Below are 20,771 nucleotides of genomic sequence, written 5' to 3' on the forward strand. Positions count from 1 at the left end.
ACATTAGTTCCATACAAACTGCAACAACTACTCCAGCAATAGATGGTGCCTTGTATTTCTGGGAACACTTCCCTTCCAATACTTCGCACAATTTAGGAGCATATAGAGGAGGTTATGCAATCTATAATAAAACTGGAGGACTGGCTCCAAGTTCAGTAGGTGTAGATTTTATAAGTGGAGCTGGAACAGCAGGTAAGTTAACTCCTAAACAATTTATTCCGGTAGGGCAAGGATTTTTTGTGATTGGAAAAGCTATTACAGGAGGAACCGTAACTTTTAAAAATAGTCAAAGAGAGTTTATTACAGAATCCAATGCACTTTCTCAAGAAACGTATCGAATTCCGGTAAGCCCAAAAGATTTTAGCCATTGGACGGACAACAGCAATGCTGTAATTGAGAATGATACGTACAAAAAAATACGTCTAGGATTTAATGTCATCGACAAAACATTCCACAGACAAGTACTGTTAGCCTTTATGGACGAAAAAGCAAATAGTGAGATGAATGATGGTTACGATGCTTTCAATATTGATGATTCTCCAAGTGATATGTATTTATTGAATGGCGAAAATGAATTAGCTATACAAGGAGAAGGTTATTTTGATGAAGATGCCTCCTTCCCTATTGCAGTTCGAACAGAAGCTACTGGAAAAGTATCATTTGGAATTGATGCCTTAGAAAACTTTGATGAAAGCCAAAATATTTTTATTTACGATAAAGAAACAGATAGCTATAATAGCATAAAAAACAAGCTTTATGAAGTAGAACTTCCTGAAGGATACTTTAAGGATCGTTTCTCACTTCGCTTTACGGATAAAACACTTGGTGTAAAAGATGTAATTTATGAGAATAGTATTCAAGTAGTCTTTACACGTTCTAATAATGTTTTGAATATTACAAATGGAGCAAATGACAACACAGTTGTTGCTGTATCGCTTTTCAATATTCAAGGAAAATTAATGTCTAAATGGGATGTCGCAGACAAGGAACAAACCAGCATTAAAATCCCGATTCAAAATAAAACATCAGGAGTTTATATTGTAAAATTGAAAACTTCAAAAGGAAATATCAATAAAAAAATTATCATCAAATAATTTAAAATAAAGCAACTTAAAAAAGACTTCTCGTAACCGGGAAGTCTTTTTTTTTGCAATTACAACAATTAAAAAATTATTCATTGAAATCTTAAATTTCTAATTAAGAGTAGTTGCGATTTATGGCAACTCCTTTTAGTAAATAAGAATTATTCGAAAATTTAGAAATTAGTTATTACTACTGTACTACAATAGCTAACAAAATTTTATAAAAAAATTAATTATTTAACAATAATCTACTTACTATAATTAAATAAATATGTATTTTGTCGATTTTATTTGTACTTAAGCAGATTAATTGCAATAATAAATTTAAATTTATTGTATTAATAAAAAAATACTCAACTACGGTCCTGAAAAAATATAAGAAACTGAACCTTAATTAAATACAGTAATTAGATTATGGAGAAAATTACTTTAGCGAAAAAAAAATTAGTTTTTACAATTAGCCTACTTTTTATAACAATCTTTGGAATATCACAAACAACTCAAACTTTCACTACTTCTGGAACTTTTACAGTTCCTCCTGGAGTAACTAATGTACAAGTGGAAGCTTGGGGCGGTGGCGGTGGTGGCGGTGGAGTTATTGGAAACGGCGGGAAAATACAAGCAGGCGGAGGTGGAGCCGGAGGTTCATATACTAGAGCAACTAACGTAGCTGTAACTTCGGGTAATGCTATAACAATAACTGTTGGGGCTGGAGGTATTGGAGTAAATAGAGCAAATGGAACAACCGGTGGAACTTCAAGTTTTGGAGCTACTGTAACCGCCATCGGAGGTTCTGGCGGTAATCTTGGTAATAACTCTTTAGGTGCCGGTGGCGCAGCAACTATTGGAATCACAAGAAATGGTGGAGCTGGTGCAAATGCTATAACAGGCGCTAGCGGCGGCGGCGGCGGTGGTGCTGGCAGCACTGGAAATGGCGGAAATGCAAGTGGTAGCACGGCAGGAGTCGGAGGCACAATCGAGGGAGGCAATGGAGCTACAGGAACAACAAGCACTGGCTTAGATGGAAGTTCTGCAATTGCCCTGAGTGGCGGTGGAAGTGGTGGTAGAAGTACTGGAAATCAAGATAAAATTGGTGGAAATGGTTTTCGAGGTCAGGTTATTGTAACCTGGACCTGCCCTACTGCATACAACTTAAGTACCACATCTGTTACGGCTCCAATATGCGCAAACAGTAGTGCAAATGTAGCTGTCACTTCATCAGCACCGGGATTACCTATTGGAACCTACACCGTTACTTATAACTTATCAGGAGGAAATATAGCAACAGGAAATACAGCAACCATGACGGTTGCAACAGCAGGTTCAGGAAGTTTCATCACAAGTGCATTACCTAATTCGGGCTCAACTACAATAACAATCACAAATCTTGCTAGTGGAGGATCTTCTCCAAACTATTGCAATTCAACTATTAACTTAAATAATACGGCAAATATAACCGTAACAGCTATTCCCGCAATTACAGGCACTATGTCTGGATTTACAATAGGCACAGGAACAGTAACTTTGGGAGCAATGGCTTCTGCAGGAACAATTTCTTGGTTTGCCACTAGTCTCGACGGAACTGCTTTAGGAACAGGAACAAGTTTTACTACTCCAACTATCACTGCTACAACAACTTATTACGTAGAAACAAATAATGGATCTTGTACCTCTTCATCAAGAACCGCTGTTGTAGCAACTGTAATTACACCACAAGAAATAAATATTCTAGGAAATGCAACTTCAATTATTGATGGGGACACAACACCAAGTAACACAGATTGGACAAATTTTGGCTCAATGGAAACCAGTACTGGAATCATTACAAAAACATACACGATTCAAAATACGGGAAATGTAAACTTAACTATAGGCGCCATTACAATTTCTGGAGTCAATGCAAGTGATTTTACAGTTACTACAAGTCCGAGTCCTTCAATTGCTCCCAGTAGCAGCTCAACATTTTCTGTTAGTTTTAACCCTAGCACACTAGGTGTAAAAAACGCTGCAATTTCAATCGCAAACAATGACAGTAATGAAAATCCTTATGATTTTTCCATTCAAGGAACAGGAATCCAAACCTTTTTTGATAGTGATGGCGACGGGGTTTATGACAACTTTGATATTGATGATGATAATGACGGTATCTTAGATGCCACTGAGGAGGTAAATTGTAATAACTCAAATGGTCATAAAGTAGATTATAAGTTCTTAAATGAAACCTTTGGAACAGGAGGAAGAACCTCTAGCTTTACTGCCGCCTATAATGCAATAACAACCTATTGTTATGAAGACGGAATTGTTGGCACTAATACGCCCGAATGCCCTTCACAATCAACAAAAATACTAGATGATGGGGAATATACTGTAGTTTCAAAAATAACTGGAGCTACAGCTAGTGACCCTGAAAACATTCATGGGGATTTAGCATGGTATAATGGAGAAGATCATACAACTGGGGATACTAATGGCAGAATGGCCGTTTTTAATGCCAGTTTTACTCCAGGTACATTTTATGAAACAACTATTACCGGTGTCTTGTCAAATCTACCTATAACTTACAGCTTTTGGGTACTAAATATCATGGCACAATCTACCTTTCCAAATTCAATTTTGCCCAATGTAACGGTAGAATTTTATGATTTATCAAACAATCTTCTTACTACTTTTAATACAGGGGATATTGGCAGATGTTCCGGAAGTACTACAGATAACACTTGCACTCAAGGAGTTTGGAAACAATTTACCACTAGTGTCAACTTAGGAAATGTGAATGCCTTTACCATTCGTTTTAAAAATAATGCTCCTGGTGGTGGCGGTAATGACCTTGCTCTGGATGATATCCTAATTTCACAAACTTTATGCGATTTAGACTATGATGGTGTTGCAGATATGTTTGATTTGGATGCAGATAATGATGGTATTGAAGATGTTATTGAAGCAGGTTTAGGAAGCTTGAGTAATGCTAAAGGAAAAATTGATGTTACTTGGGTCGATACCAACGGAAATGGACTTCATGACAGTAGTGAATCAGTAGCGGCATTACCTGCATTAGATTCTGACGGAGATGGCATTGCTAATTATATTGATTTAGATAGTGACAACGACAGTCTTTTTGACGTTGACGAGTCTGGAGCCGGAAATACTAATGCCATTGCTGGATATCAAAATGGAGATGGTGATATCAATGGAGATGGTGTCGGTGATGGACCAGAATCAGAAACATTTAGAAGTAAAGACATCAATGGAGATGGAATCACGGAAGGTTTTGGCGACGGAATATTAGACACTTATGACTATGGTACGGGCGTTACGAACCAATATGGAAATTTAGGTCAAGGTATCGCGAATGCAAATCCAGCTACTACCTATCTAAAAGATACGGATGGAGATGGAATTCCCGATTATCTTGATGTGCTATCCAACGGAATTACATTTGACATTGCTAATACACTATTGATTTATGATTATAAAACTTTAGATACTACTATCGATGGTATTGTAGATGGTACGACTGACATTGATAAAGATGGTATTCTGGATACCTTTGATACAAATACGTCTCAATGGGGTTCACCAAGAGACATACGCACAAAATTATTTCTTGATTTTGACGGACGAAATGATTATGGACAAAGTACAGCAATTCTTGGTGGTTTAGCCAATGCATCACTCATGGCATGGATTAATTTAAACCCTGCATTTTCATCGGAAGGAGTAATAGTGGGACAAAATAATTTCCAACTACGAATTACTGCCAGCAAGAAATTAGAAGCTGTTGTTAATGGAACATCAGTTCTTTTTAACACCACTTTAAATGTATCACAGTGGTACAATGTTGGCGTAATCTATGATGAATCAAATATTAAACTCTATTTAAATGGCGCTTTGGTGACAAGTCAAGCTAAAACAGGAAGTATTCCAGCTGATGCATCACTCTTTACTTTAGGAAAAGATCCTAGCAGTAATACAAAATATTTTAAAGGAAAAATAGATGAAGTAAGAGTATTTAATTTGGCTTTGACCGAATCTCAATTACAAAGAATGGTCTACCAAGAAATTCAAGATGTTAGTTCACAAATTAGAGGTATGATTGTTCCAAAAAACGTAGCCTCCTCTCCTATTTCTTTGCCTTTTACTAATTTGCTTCGCTATTACAGAATGGATAATTACAAGGATGATATCATTGATGACCTAACAACTCCTGCAATTGATATCATTGGAACAAAAATATACAACCATAAAAACATTCATGTTCAACAAGCCCCAATGCCATTTTTAACGGAACGAAATGGAAGTTTTGCAACAGCGGTAAACAGCCCTACAAAAGAAATAAGAGGTGAAGATATTATGGAACAAGACTGGTCGATTGTTCATGTAAAACACGACATAACAGAAACGGCTAACAATATTGATTTAGGAATGCTGGTAGATGCAGGGAAAAATATCATAATGAACAATGATACCAAAATACAAAATGATTGGTACTTAAAATTAGATGGGAAAATTGATCTAGTTGGGATGTCACAATTGGTGCAAACTTTAGAAAGTGATTTAGACGTTACAAGCTCTGGGCATATCGAAAGAGATCAAAAAGGGCAATCTAATGTATACAATTATAATTATTGGAGCTCTCCGGTAAGTCCAATAAATACGACAACAAATAACACTAACTATACCGTTTCAGGCAGCTTGAAAGATGGAACAAATCCTCTGGCACCAATAGCAATAAACTGGATTGGCGGTTATGACGGAGCTCCAACATTCCCTGTAAGCTTAGCCAGATATTGGCTTTATAAATTTGATGATTATACCAATGCTTATGCTAATTGGGTACAAATAACTGAAAATGATCCGATACGAGTAGGGCAAGGATTCACTTTAAAAGGAAGTGGTGGTGCATTAGGAACTCAAAACTATACTTTCATTGGAAAACCAAATAATGGATCAATAACAACAAATACTGTAGGTGATGATCAACTGTTATTAACCGGTAATCCTTATCCATCTGCACTGGATGCCGAAGCTTTCATAACAGCCAATATAAATTCAAATCCCTCCACAGATGGAACATTATATTTCTGGGAACATTATGACAGCAACAACACCCACACTTTACGTGATTACCAAGGAGGTTATGCCGTTAGAAATTTAACTGGAGGATTAGCCCCATCAGCGGCTGGTGTTGATTTTATCAGCCAGTCAGGAACTCCGTCAAGAGGTATTCCTAACCGCTATATTCCTGTTGGGCAAGGCTTTTTTGTAAATGGAAAAATTGGTTCTGGAGGAACGGTTATTTTCAACAATAGTCAAAGGGGTTTTCATAAAGAAAATGATGCTTTGAACTCAAATGTGATGTACAAAACTACATCCAGTAAAGAGAAAGCCTGGAATAACAATGATAATGATGTAGTAATAAATGATACTTATAAAAAAATTCGATTGGGATTCAATTCCCATAATGACCATCACAGACAGGTATTGTTAGGATTTATGAATGAAAAAGCGACCAGTGAAATGGATCACGGTTATGACGGTTTAAATATCGATGACTTTCCAAATGACATGTATTTTTTGAATGGGGAAAATCAACTGGTAATTCAAGGTGAAGGATTTTTTGACCTAGATGCTTCCTACCCTATCGGTGTAAAAACGGATGCTGCGGGGAAAGTAAAATTCATGATTGATGCTTTAGAAAACTTTGATGCAAACCAGCCTATTTTTCTATACGATGATGAGACTAAAATATACCATAATATCCGAAATGAAGCTTTTGAAATCAATCTTGCAAATGGCGAGCACCATTCTCGTTTTTCATTACGATTCAAAGACAAAACATTAGGTCTTAATGATGGAACTAGTATTGATGATGAAATAAAAATAGCCCATTCACAAAGTAAAAATACCATAATAATCAGTAATAAAGCAATAGACACAACTGTTGAAGAAGTGACTTTATTCAATATTATTGGACAATCAATCACCACTTGGAAAATTGAAAATCAAGGGCAGTATGACATACAGCTTCCAATCAAAAAAATAAGCTCAGGAGTGTATATTGTAAAACTAAAAACTTCCAAAGGAACGCTTAGCAAAAAAATAATTATCAAATAATTTCTAGTTTAATACACTTCAAAATGAGAAAACTGTCTGCAAAGGCAGTTTTTTTTATATCTAAATCAATCCTGAAATAAGAAAAAAAGTAAACCTCGGAAATTATTTTTTTAAAACAAGTAGTTTATCGGGAGATAAAATCCTTTTATCGAAAAAAGGATTCTTTTCGACAAAAGACCATTATAAATACTTAATTTTAAGATTATTAAGTGTCGTAAACCAAAAAAAACAATATATATAATCCGAATAAAATCATAGCTGTTGTCATTTTTGAATATCAATTCTAAAATAAAACATAGAGAATAACAACAGCTTGATTCATTTTTTCATTGCAAATAATACCACTACAATAAACTTTATTTAACTTCTGTAAACGTCATAGATAATTTTCTATATCCGGTTTACAAAATCATTAATTGTTTGATTAAAAAGTGTGCCTATTATGAAAAAAAACTACTCTCAATTAAATATAAATTCATTTCTTGTATTAATAAATTCGAAAACTTCTCTTTTGTTTTTTCTGATTGCTTTTCTGTTCTGTATTGATAGTTCTGCCCAATCCATATCGAGTTTTAATCCAATTAACGCCTGCAATAATTCTGGCGATTCAGTTATCATAACTGGAAATAATTTTACCGGAGCGACTTCGGTCACCTTTAATGGTGTGACTGCGACTTCTTTTACTATCGATAATGACTCCCAAATAACTGCAATACTGAGCGCAAGTGCCTCAACTGGATTTATTTCAGTAGTTACCCTTTTAGGAACTGCTACAAGTACTGGTGTTTTTACAGTAGATTCACCACCAACTGCAATTGCCGGAGGAACACAAACTATTTGTTCGAATGCAACGGCAACGGTAAGTGGTGCTTCTGCTACAAACGGAACAATCCTATGGACTGAAAACGGGGCAGGAAATATAACCGCAGGAGCTACAACACTAACTCCTACTTATACACCAACTGCTGCCGACGCTGGAACTTCTGTTACTTTGACAATGACGGTAACCAGCAACAATGCTTGCGCACCGCAAACTCAAACAGCAACATATACAGTAATTGTGAATCCGTTACCAACTGCAATTGCAGGAGGATCACAAACCATTTGTTCGAATGCAACTGCAACGGTAAGCGGTGCTTCTGCTACAAACGGAACAATCCTATGGACTGAAAACGGAGCAGGAAATATAACAGCAGGAGCTACAACACTAACGCCAACTTATACCCCAACTGTTGCCGATGCGGGAACCTCTGTTACTTTGACAATGACGGTAACCAGCAACAATACCTGCGCGCCACAAACTCAAACGGCAATATACACAGTAATTGTAAATCCGTTACCAACTGCAACTGCTGGTGGAACACAAACCATTTGTTCGAATGCAACGGCAACCGTAAGTGGTGCTTCTGCTACAAACGGAACAATCCTATGGACTGAAAACGGGGCAGGAACAATTACCGCAGGAGCTACAACACTAACGCCCACTTATACACCAACTGCTACCGATGCAGGAACTTCTGTTACTTTGACAATGACGGTAACTAGTAATAATGCCTGCGCACCACAAACTCAAACGGCAACATACACCGTAATTGTGAATCCGTTACCAACTGCAACTGCTGGTGGAACACAAACTATTTGTTCGAATGCAACGGCAACCGTAAGCGGTGCTTCTGCTACAAACGGAACAATCCTATGGACTGAAAACGGAGCAGGAACTATAACCGCAGGAGCTACAACACTAACGCCAACTTATACCCCAACTGCTGCCGATGCGGGAACCTCTGTTACTTTGACAATGACGGTAACCAGCAACAATGCCTGCGCACCACAAACTCAAACGGCAACATACACAGTAATTGTGAATCCGTTACCAACTGCAACTGCTGGTGGAACACAAACCATTTGTTCGAATGCAACGGCAACCGTAAGTGGTGCTTCTGCTACAAACGGAACAATAGCATGGACTGAAAACGGAGCAGGAACAATTACCGCAGGCGCTACAACACTAACTCCTACTTATACACCAACTGCTGCCGATGCGGGAACTTCTGTTACTTTGACAATGACGGTAACCAGCAACAATGCCTGCGCACCACAAACTCAAACGGCAACATACACAGTAATTGTGAATCCGTTACCAACTGCAATTGCCGGTGGAACACAAACTATTTGTTCGAATGCAACTGCAACGGTAAGTGGTGCTTCCGCAACAAACGGAACAATTGCATGGACTGAAAACGGAGCAGGAACTATTACCGCAGGCGCTACAACACTAACTCCTACTTATACCCCAACTGCTGCCGATGCAGGAACTTCTGTTACTTTGACAATGACGGTAACCAGCAACAATGCCTGCGCACCACAAACTCAAACGGCAACATATACAGTAATTGTGAATCCTTTACCAACTGTATCAATTGCAGTAAATCCGGGAAATAACATTTGCGCAGGTACCTCAGTTACTTTTACAGCTACTCCAGTTAATGGTGGAGCTACTCCTTCTTATCAATGGAAAGTAAATGGTATAAACGTTGGAACCAATATTCCAACATTTACTTCTACATCCCTTATGAATACCGATAAAGTAACCGTCGTGCTAACTTCAAGTACTGCTTGCACTTCTCCAGTTACCAGTAATTTAATTACAATGACTGTAAATGATGTTGTTGTACCATCTGTTAGCATATCAGCTTCCGCTACAACAATTTGCCCAGGCAACTCGGTAACTTTTTCTGCTTTGGCAACAAATGGAGGTACAACTCCTTCTTATCAATGGATGATTAATGGTATTAATACTGGCACAAATAGTCCTAGTTTTTCTACTTCATTACTTGCTGATGGTGATATAGTAACTGTTAGACTAACATCAAATGCTATTTGCGTATCGCCAATAACTGATATAAGCAACAGTATTCCAATTACAGTTAATCCCGCTACACCAGCAACTCCTGGAGTAATCTCAGGAACATCAACGGTGTGTCCTGGCATTTCAGGATTAACGTATAGCGTTGTTGCAGTAACCAACGCAACAAGTTATACTTGGTCAATTCCGACTGGATGGTCAATAACTGCAGGCGCAGGAACAAATTCTGTTACTGTGACATCTGGAAGCGCAGGACAGAATGGAAACATAAGTGTTACCGCTGGAAATAGTTGCGGTACAAGTGCTTCTGCCTCTTTAGCAGTTACTGTAAGTCCAGCAACACCCGCAACGCCAGGAGCAATAACGGGAACTGTTACACAATGTCCCGCATTAACAGGACAAATATATAGTATAACAGCAGTTCCTAATACTACAACTTATACTTGGACAGTTCCAACAGGATGGTCAATTACAGCAGGTGCAGGGACAAATTCAATAACAGTAACATCCGGTAATACAGGTCAAAACGGAAACATTAGCGTCACTGCAACAAATAGCTGTGGAACAAGTTCAGCAAGAACTTTGGCTGTAACTGTAAGTCCGGCAGCACCTGCAGCACCAGGAGTAATAACCGGAACTGGAACACAATGTCCGGCATTAACAGGGCAAACTTATAGTATTATTGCAGTAGCAAATGCTACAACGTATAACTGGACAGTACCAACTGGATGGTCTATAACTGCAGGTACAGGAACAAATTCTATTACTGTAACATCTGGTAGTACAGGCCAAAATGGAACTATTAGTGTTACTGCAACAAATAGTTGTGGAACGAGTTCAGCTAGTTCTCTTGGAGTAACCGTAAGTCCGGCAACACCAGTAACACCGGGATTAATTGCTGGAACACCGACTGTATGTCCGGCAATTATTGGATTAACATATAGTATAACAGCAGTTACTAATGCTACAAGTTATACTTGGACAGTTCCAACTGGATGGTCAATTACTGCAGGCACAGGAACAAATTCAATAACTGTAACATCAGGTAATACGGGCCAGAATGGAACTATCAGCGTTACTGCAACAAATAGCTGTGGAACAAGTTCAGCAAGAACTTTGGCTGTAACCGTAAGTCCAGCAACACCGGCAACACCAGGAGCAATATCAGGAACTGTTACACAATGTCCTGCATTAACAGGACAAACATATAGTATTGCTACTGTTGCAAATGCTTCATCGTATACTTGGACAGTACCAACTGGATGGACAATAACTGGAGGTGCAGCAACAAATACTATTACTGTAACATCTGGTACTGCGGGTCAAAATGGAACTATTAGTGTCACAGCAACAAATAGCTGCGGAACAAGTTTAGCTAATACTCTTGGAGTAACCGTAAGTCCGGCAACACCAGTAACACCAGGATTAATTGCTGGAACACCGACTGTATGTCCGGCAATTATGGGATTAACGTATAGTATAACAGCCGTTCCTAATGCGACGACTTATACTTGGACAGTTCCAACTGGATGGTCAATAACTGCAGGTGCTGGAACAAATTCAATAACTGTAACATCAGGTAGTACAGGCCAAAATGGAACTATTAGTGTTACTGCAACAAATAGCTGCGGAACGAGTTTAGCAAGAACTCTGGCTGTAACCGTAAGTCCAGCAGCACCAGCAATGCCGGGAGCAATAAGTGGCTCTATAGAACAATGTATAAGCAGAACAGGGCTTGTTTATAGTATATCCGCTGTTGCAAATGCTTCATCGTATACATGGACTTTACCGTCAGGTTGGAATATTACATCAGGTACAAATACAAATACAATTACTGTTTCAACATCAGGATCTGCGGTTGCTGGAAATATTACTGTGACTGCTAATAATTCATGCGGAACAAGTGGTGCTCAAACTTTTGCAGTTTCTGTAAATACTGCAATCCCAGCTACACCTGGACTTATTAATGGAGTAACCGTAATCTGTCCAACTAAAACACTAACATACTCAATAGCTGCCGTTTCTAATGCCAACAGTTATGTTTGGACTGTACCAACAAACTGGAGCATAACAAGTGGTCAAGGAACGACTTCAATAATAGTACAAGTACCTAATAATGCATCAAGTGGTTTTGTCTCAGTAATTGCTACCAATGTTTGCGGAAATAGCTCTCCAAGTATCTTGCAAGTAGATGTCAATACTAATGGAGGAGTATCTGCAGGAATTGACCGAATAGTTTGTTCAGGAACACCTCCAATAACTTTAGAAGGTTTAATTAGTGGTGTAATTAATAACCAAAATGAATGGGATTGGGTAGTTACTACCGGTACTATTAATTCGCCTAACTCATTGTCAAGTACTTACACGCTACCTCCAGGTTTCACCTCTGGAAACATTACAATAAGAATTGTTAGTAATCAAACAACTGTTGATTGCCCGGTAGTATCAGATGAAATGATTATCACAGTTCTTCCTAATCCTACAGCCAACATTAGTGTAACTGGAGCAAATCCAATTTGTAATGGATCTACATCTAATATAACATTCAATGCAACTCCTAATACAACTCTAACTTATACCGTTTCGGGTGTTGCCGGTTCATCAACAATAAATATTGGAGCAAGTGGAACAGCTACATTGACAACAGCGGCATTGACTTCAAACACAATATATACATTAACAAGTGTTTCCTATTCTTCAACTCCAACATGTATCCAAACTGTTTCAGGAACTGCAACTGTCACTGTAAATACAGCTCCAACCGTAAATGCTGGTGGGACTAATGTGGTTTGTCAATCACCTTCTCCTTCACCTATTACATTATCCGGAGCAACTCTTGGCGGAGGGGCCACAACTGGAGCATGGTCTATAACCTCAGGTGGCGGATTATTAAGTAGTACAGCACAAACCGCAACTCCCGCAACCGTTACCTATACTCCTGCTGCAAATTTCAGCGGAACAGTTATCTTGACTCTTACTACAAATGCACCAACAGCATGTTCTCCAGTAAGCGCAACAAGAACTATTACCGTGAATGCAACTCCAACGGTAAATGCTGGAGGAGCTGATATTGTTTGTCAATCAGCTACACCATCAGCCATTACATTAACTGGAGCAACTATTGGTGGCGGAGCTACAACTGGGGCATGGTCTATTACTTCAGGAGGTGGATCATTAAGCAGTACCCTCCAAACTGCAACTCCTGCAACAGTTACCTATACACCTGCCTCGAATTTCAGTGGGGTGGTAACATTGACCCTTACCACAAATGCACCAACTGCATGTTCTCCAGTAAGTACAACTAGAACCATCACTATAAATGCTGCTCCAACGGTAAATGCTGGAAGTCCTGATATTGTTTGTCAATCTCCAACACCATCTGCAATTACATTAACTGGTGCAACTGTTGGCGGAGGTGCCACAACTGGAGCATGGTCTATTACTTCTGGTGGAGGAACTTTAAGCAGTACCCTTCAAACTGCGACTCCTGCAACTGTTACCTATACTCCTGCAGCAAATTTTAGCGGAACCGTTACCTTGACTCTTACCACAAATGCACTTACTGCATGTTCTGCTATAAGTACAACTAGAACTATAACTGTCAATGCTACGCCAACTGTGAACGCTGGAGGCCCTAATACTGTTTGCCAATCGGGAACACCATCAGCAATTACACTAATTGGTGCAACCGTTGGTGGTGGAGCTACAACCGGAGCATGGTCTATCACTTCGGGAGGTGGATTATTAAGTAGTACAGCCCAAACTGCGACTCCTGCGACTGTTACTTACACTCCTGCTGCAAATTTCAGCGGTACAGTCACGTTGACTCTTACTACAAATGCTCCAACTGGGTGTTCTGTAATAAGTGCAACCAGAACCATCACTATAAATACCGCTCCAACGGTAAATGCTGGAAGTCCTGATATTGTTTGTCAATCTCCAACACCGTCTGCGATTACATTATCGGGTGCAAGTATTGGTGGCGGAGCTACAACTGGAGCATGGTCTATTACTTCGGGAGGTGGGTCATTGAGCGATACAGCCCAAACTACTACTCCTTCGACTGTTACTTATACTCCCGCGGCAAATTTCAGTGGAACTGTCACTCTAACTCTTACTACAAATGCTCTAAGTGGCTGTTCAGTCATAAGTGCTATAAAAACCATTACTATAAATGCTGCTCCAACTGTAAATGCTGGAGGAACTGTAACTGTTTGTCAATCAACAATACCGTCTGCGATTACACTTTCTGGTGCAAGTATCGGTGGTGGAGCTACAACCGGAGCATGGTCAATCACTTCCGGAGGAGGGACTTTAAGCAGTACAGCTCAAACGGTAAATCCTGCGGCCATTACTTATACTCCTGCTGCTAATTTCAGTGGAACTGTTACGTTGACACTTACCACAAATGCATTAACTGCCTGTACAATCGTAAGTGCTACTAGAACCATTACTGTGAATGAAGCTTCAACCGTAAGTGCTGGAATAAATCAAACTATCTGCTCAAATACTACAGCTACAATGGCGGGTTCATTTGGAGGTGGTGCTTCTTCGGCTACTTGGAGTACAAGCGGAAGTGGTACATTTAATAACAATACACCAACTGCAATTTATAGCCCAAGTGCAACTGATATTAATTCAGGCACAGTTACTTTAACGTATTCTACTAATGACCCGGCTGGTCCATGTACAGCAATAACCGCAAATATCATTTTAACTATTAAAAAAGCAGTTGCAATTACAAATCAACCTTCGAATACAAGTATATGTGCCAGTTTTCCTGCAAGTCTAAGTGTAGTTGCCATTGGTGATGGCTTAACGTATCAATGGTATAAAGGCGCTGCTCCTACTGGTACAGCAATAGTTAATTCAGCTAATATCTCGGGTGCGCAATCTGCTAATCTTAATTTCAACCAAGCAAGTTTAAGCGATGATGGTAGTTATTATGTAGTTATTAACGGAGCATCTCCTTGTGCTGCAGTTACTTCAGCACAAAGAACATTGAATGTAGATCAAGCGATTATAGTATCTTCTCAACCTGTTTCACAATCACTATGCAATGGTTCTAATGTTACATTTACCGTAGTTGCTGATGCAAACGGAGATCCTTTATCGTATCAATGGAGAAAAAATGGTTCAAATATTATTGGACAAACAGCTTCAACTTTAACAATCAATTCTATTGCATCAGGAGATGCTGCAAACTACGATGTAGTAATTTCAGGGCCAGCTGGTTATACATGCTCCTCTGTACAATCAGCAATAGCAACATTAATGGTAACACAAATTCCGACAGTATCAATTAGTTATACAGGAAATCCATTTTGTAAAAATAATACCGTTGCTCAACCTGTAACAAGAACAGGAACAAATGCCTTCACTGGAGGTACTTACTCCTACTCAGCTGTTTCTGGGGGACCAACATTAAGTTTAGATACCTCAACTGGAGCAATAACTCCTAGTACAAGTAGCGCAGGTACTTATACTATAACATATACAACCCCTGTTACTGGAATTTGTGCGCCTGTAACGGCGACTACAACAGTTACCATAACTCCAATTCCAACGGCAACTATCAGTTATACCGGAACTCCTTTTTGTAATTCATCAAGTAGTGCTCAAGCGGTAAATTTAAGTGGCACAAATGCCTATACCGGAGGAACCTATTCTGCTCCAAGTGGATTATCAATTAACGCAACTACTGGAGCAATTATTCCTAGTACAAGCACAGCAGGGACATATACAATAACGTACACTGGTCCTGCCACTGGAGGTTGTACGCCAGCTTCAGCAACTACAAGTGTGACGATAACTCCAATTCCAACGGCAACTATCAGTTATACAGGAACACCTTTTTGTAATTCATTAAGTAGTGCTCAAGCAGTAAATTTAACTGGAACAAATGCCTATACTGGGGGAACTTATTCTGCTCCAAGTGGATTATCCATTAATACAACTACTGGAGCAATAACTCCTAGTACAAGTACGGCTGGAACTTATACTGTAACTTACACCGGCCCTACTATTGGAGGTTGTGCTCCAGTTTCAACAACTACAAGTGTTACAATAACTCCAATTCCAACGGCATCTATCAGCTATACAGGAACTCCTTTTTGCAATTCGATAAATAGCGCACAAGCAGTAAATTTAACGGGAACAAATGCCTATACCGGAGGAACCTATTCTGCTCCAAGTGGACTAACAATTAATGCGACTACAGGAGCAATAACACCTAGTACTAGTACTCCAGGTACTTATACTGTAACCTATCGAATTCCAGCTTCTGGAGGTTGCGCTATCATAGCAGTTACAACATCGGTTACTATTAATCCGCTTCCTGTTGCTACGTTCAATTATGGTTCTGCAACTTTTTGCAAGAGTGCTACGAATCCATTGCTAACTTATACGGGAGGTGGAGTTGCAGGAGTATTTAGCGCGACACCTGCAGGATTGTCTATTAATTCCTCAACAGGAGCAATCAATTTGGCGGCAAGTACAGCAGGAACATATACAGTTACCAATACCATTGCAGCATCTGGTGGTTGTGTAGCGGTAACACATTCTCAAGTAATAACAATTCATCCGGTAACGATTGGTGGTTCAATAACTGGTTATTTTAGTGCTACTCCCACAATAATAAGCAATTTAATTACTGCCTGCCACTTAGGTAGTGGTACACTTACTTTAAGTGGTTTTGTTGGGAATATAGTACGATGGGAATACACTACTAATGGAGGCGTAACATGGGTGCCTATTGCAAACATAAGTGCTACAAATAATTTTACGAATATCAGCCAAACAACATTGTACAGAGCAGTACTTGATAGTGGAGCTTGTGGCTTGGCATATTCAGCTATAGCATATGTAAATGTCATTCCGCCAAATATCAAACCAGATCCTGTATCGGCATCACCTTCAACTTTATGCTTAGGAAGTTCCTCTTTATTTACATCCCAAAGTAGTTATGGTACAGGCCAATTTTTGCAAGGCGGAGATTTTCAAACAGGGCAATTGAATACGCAAGATCCTAGAGGATGGTTAGTAGATGGTTCTCCTGGAGGTTATACTGCATCTGCCAATAATACAAGTTCTAACCATTGGGCTGGTACAAACCCACATCCTTTTCCAGGCGGAATAATTTATGATTCTGGTGATCCAAAATTTGCAATTGCGAATGGTCCATTAACCACAACCTTACAAACACCTATATTTAATTCATTAGGTTTAACAACCTTTTCATTTGGATTTGACCAGGCCTATAAATTATTGGCTGGAGACCGCATACTCATTGAACTATCACTGAACGGTGGTGCAAGTTACACTGTTACATTACAAGATATTACCGGACCGGCTCAATCGGCCCTCTTTAATACCTTTGCGAATGACAATACTTCTTTCGATTTACAAAATTATATAGGTCAAACACAATTGAGAGTAAAATTCACTTTTATAGGTGCCAATACAAATAGTGCTTGGGCTTTAGATAATTTTAAATTTCCGGATGCACCACCAAATCAAACCATTGAATGGACTGATGAAGACGGAAATATAATTTCAACAATAAATACGGTGAATATAACACCTGTTTCACCAGGAGTTCAAGTTTATGGTGTTACAACTTTAATTAATGGATGTAGAAGTTCAGGAATAGACGGAACTGAATTTGTAACAGTTAATGTAAACTTTGCTTATGCTGGGAAAGATCTTGCAATTCCAGCTACAGATTGTGGAAATAATACGGTCACTCTTAATGCTTATGACAATAGACTTACCGCTGCACAAAATATAGCAAAAGGAGCTTGGGACAATAATTATGTAACCGATACTGCTATAGGTACTGGTGCCACTGGAAAATGGACCATTAAATCCAGTACTGCAATAAGCCCTTGTAATATAGCAACCTTTTTTCCAAATGATACTGATCCTAATGCTACGTTTACCGGTGATGCTGGAACTTATGTATTAACTTGGACTGCTGCCGGGTGTTCAGATGATGTTACTGTTGTTTTAACTGATTGCTCTACAATTAATTTCGATGGTACAAATGACAATATAACCTTCAAAGATAATTATGATTTTACTGCTCCATTTAGTATCGAAGTTTGGGTAAAACCCAATTCAGTAACTGGAACACAAACCATCTTTTCTAAACGCGATTCTAATAATCTGGCTACAGGTTATGATTTGAAATTGATAGGGGACAAAATTTCATTTAATTGGAATGGAACAGGAACAGTTGCCTCTAATTATGGCATTAGTACAAGCAGATGGTATCATATTGCAGTTACTTTGAGTGGTACAACGTATCGATTATATATTGATGGTGTTGAAGTGAAAAATACATCCGGATCATTACCGGCAACTAATGACTTTGATTGTATTTTAGGAGCGATGAATAAATCTGGAAGCCAACCTATAAGCTATTTTAATGGATGGATGGATGAACTCCGAATTTGGAATAAAGCATTAACTCCAGAACAATTGCATCAAATTATGAATCAGGAAATTAAAAGCAACGGAGCTACCGTTGCAGGAGTAATCGTTCCTGTAGATGTAAACGGATTATCATGGACAGCCGATTTATTAGGCTATTACCAAATGAGCTCCATTAGTTGTGGTTATCTCAATCCAACAAAAGGAACTGCCATAGGTAAGTTAAGAAATATTACCAGCATACAAGATCAAACCGCTCCAATACCATATACTTCAAGAGTTAATGGTCAAGATTGGAGTACGGATACTACTTGGACACACTTTAATGTTTGGGATGCGCCAAATAGCTTAGGAGTTGATAATAGTACTCCAATTGATTGGAATATTGTACAAATATCACATAACATTAATTCTGGAAATAAAGACATTACAGTATTAGGTTTACTTTCAACTGCCGGAAAATTAACAATGGCTGATCCTGTTGTAACTAATCCAATTGAAAATAATGACGGTCAAGGTTTATGGATTACCCTTTATTTATTATTGAACGGTAATATTGATCTTGTAGGTCAATCACAACTGGTACAAAAGAGATATTCAGCATCTCAATATGATGACAGTATTTTAGATGAAGCTAGTTCAGGATATATTGAACGAGATCAACAAGGTCAAAAAAACAGTTTCAATTACAACTATTGGTCATCACCGGTAAGTATTCAAGGAGGTTTAAATAATTCACCATATGCAATTGCAAATATCCTAAAAGATGGAACGGATTCTTTAATTCCGAATAGTATCAATTTTGATGACGGTCCATTTTTTGCAGATGTAGTTTCAAGTCCTATAAAAATTAGTAACCGCTGGTTATGGTCTTACAATTCACAAACACTAAATTCGAATACGGATCTAAATGATTATCATCAATGGAAATATGTTGGCAGTACCGGTCTGATAAAAACTGGAGAAGCGTATACTATGAAAGGAACCGGTGGTATTGCTCCAATCACAGCACTACAAAACTATGTCTTTATAGGAAAACCTAATTCAGGGACTATTACATTATCTTTACCTTATGACCAAACGTACTTAGTCGGAAATCCTTACCCATCAGCGCTTGATGCCGATGAATTCATAAGAGACAACTTAGCTGCTAGAAATGCACTAGGCAAAAATGTTTTTAATGGCGCACTTTATTTTTGGGATCATTTTGGCCTTTCAAACAATCACTATTTAGCTGAATATGAAGGTGGTTATGCTACCTATACCTTAATGGGAGGAGTTGCCGGTATTGCTGACAGTTCTTTGACTGGAACTGGAGCTGGTACAAAAGTACCGGAACGATACATCCCCGTAGCACAAGGATTTTTTGTTGATGCCTATTTAGACTCTGACCTATCAGGAACGATGATTCCAACAACAGTTGATGGTGGCAATTTAATTTTTAAAAATAGTCAACGAGTATTTGTCAAAGAAAGTGCAGGAAACTCGCTCTTTATGAAAACGATTGGAACAACAAAATCAAGTGCAAAAGGTTCAGATGTTGAAACTGAAACGAGATCAAAAATCAGACTCGGTTTTGACTCTTCAATTGGTGCGCACCGACAATTATTACTTGGAGCCGATAGTAACACAACCGCAATGTTCGACATCGGTTATGATGCTCCAATGTTTGATTTGAGTGTAAATGATATGTTTTGGGAAATTAATAATATTGAATATGTGATTCAAGCCGTTACTGATTTTAATGAAAATCAAGTAATCCCTTTAGGACTTACTGTAGGAACCGAAGGCAAAATCAAAATAAAAATTGATGCACTCGAAAACATATCTGGTACAACTCAAATTTACATCCATGATAACATAACGGGCATTTATCATGACATTCGTACTAGTGATTTTACCATTTCATTAGCCGTTGGCGAGTATAGAAACCGTTTCTCGCTTCGATTTACAAACAAAACACTTGATGTTGATGAGAATAATTTAAATGACGGACTTATAGTTTTATATTCCAATAATTATAAAGTCTTAATTATTCAAAATAAAGCTCTTGATTCAACCGTGAACGAGGTGCGTCTCTTCAATATATTAGGACAAGCTGTGGCAAATTGGGATGTGAAAAATGAAAATCAAACCAGAATTCAAATTCCAATCAAAAATTTAAGTTCAGGTATATACATCGTAAAACTGAAAACTTCAAAAGGAGATTACAGTAAAAAAATCATAATCAAATAAAATGTATGTTCCCAGTATTAGAATCCTATTCAATTAAGTGA

At 38.5% G+C, this 20,771-nt stretch carries 3 protein-coding genes; all 3 read left to right on the forward strand.

Translation table 11 applies throughout. The features are described from left to right. Positions 1–1,094, forward strand: a 1,094-nt coding sequence (locus CLV00_RS00005; RefSeq protein ID WP_143394864.1) for a T9SS type A sorting domain-containing protein, incomplete at its 5' end; no start/stop codon positions are given. A gap of 402 nt (positions 1,095–1,496) precedes the next feature. Further along, positions 1,497–7,196 (forward strand): LamG-like jellyroll fold domain-containing protein, encoded by a 5,700-nt coding sequence (locus CLV00_RS00015; RefSeq protein ID WP_143394865.1) that lies wholly within the window; start codon positions 1,497–1,499, stop codon positions 7,194–7,196. 442 nt (positions 7,197–7,638) lie between these two features. Then, positions 7,639–20,730 (forward strand): LamG-like jellyroll fold domain-containing protein, encoded by a 13,092-nt coding sequence (locus CLV00_RS00020; RefSeq protein WP_099713263.1) that lies wholly within the window; start codon positions 7,639–7,641, stop codon positions 20,728–20,730. Positions 20,731–20,771: the final 41 nt, after the last annotated feature.

This window comes from Flavobacterium sp. 11, from assembly GCF_002754315.1.
GTDB classification, from domain to species: domain Bacteria; phylum Bacteroidota; class Bacteroidia; order Flavobacteriales; family Flavobacteriaceae; genus Flavobacterium; species Flavobacterium algoritolerans.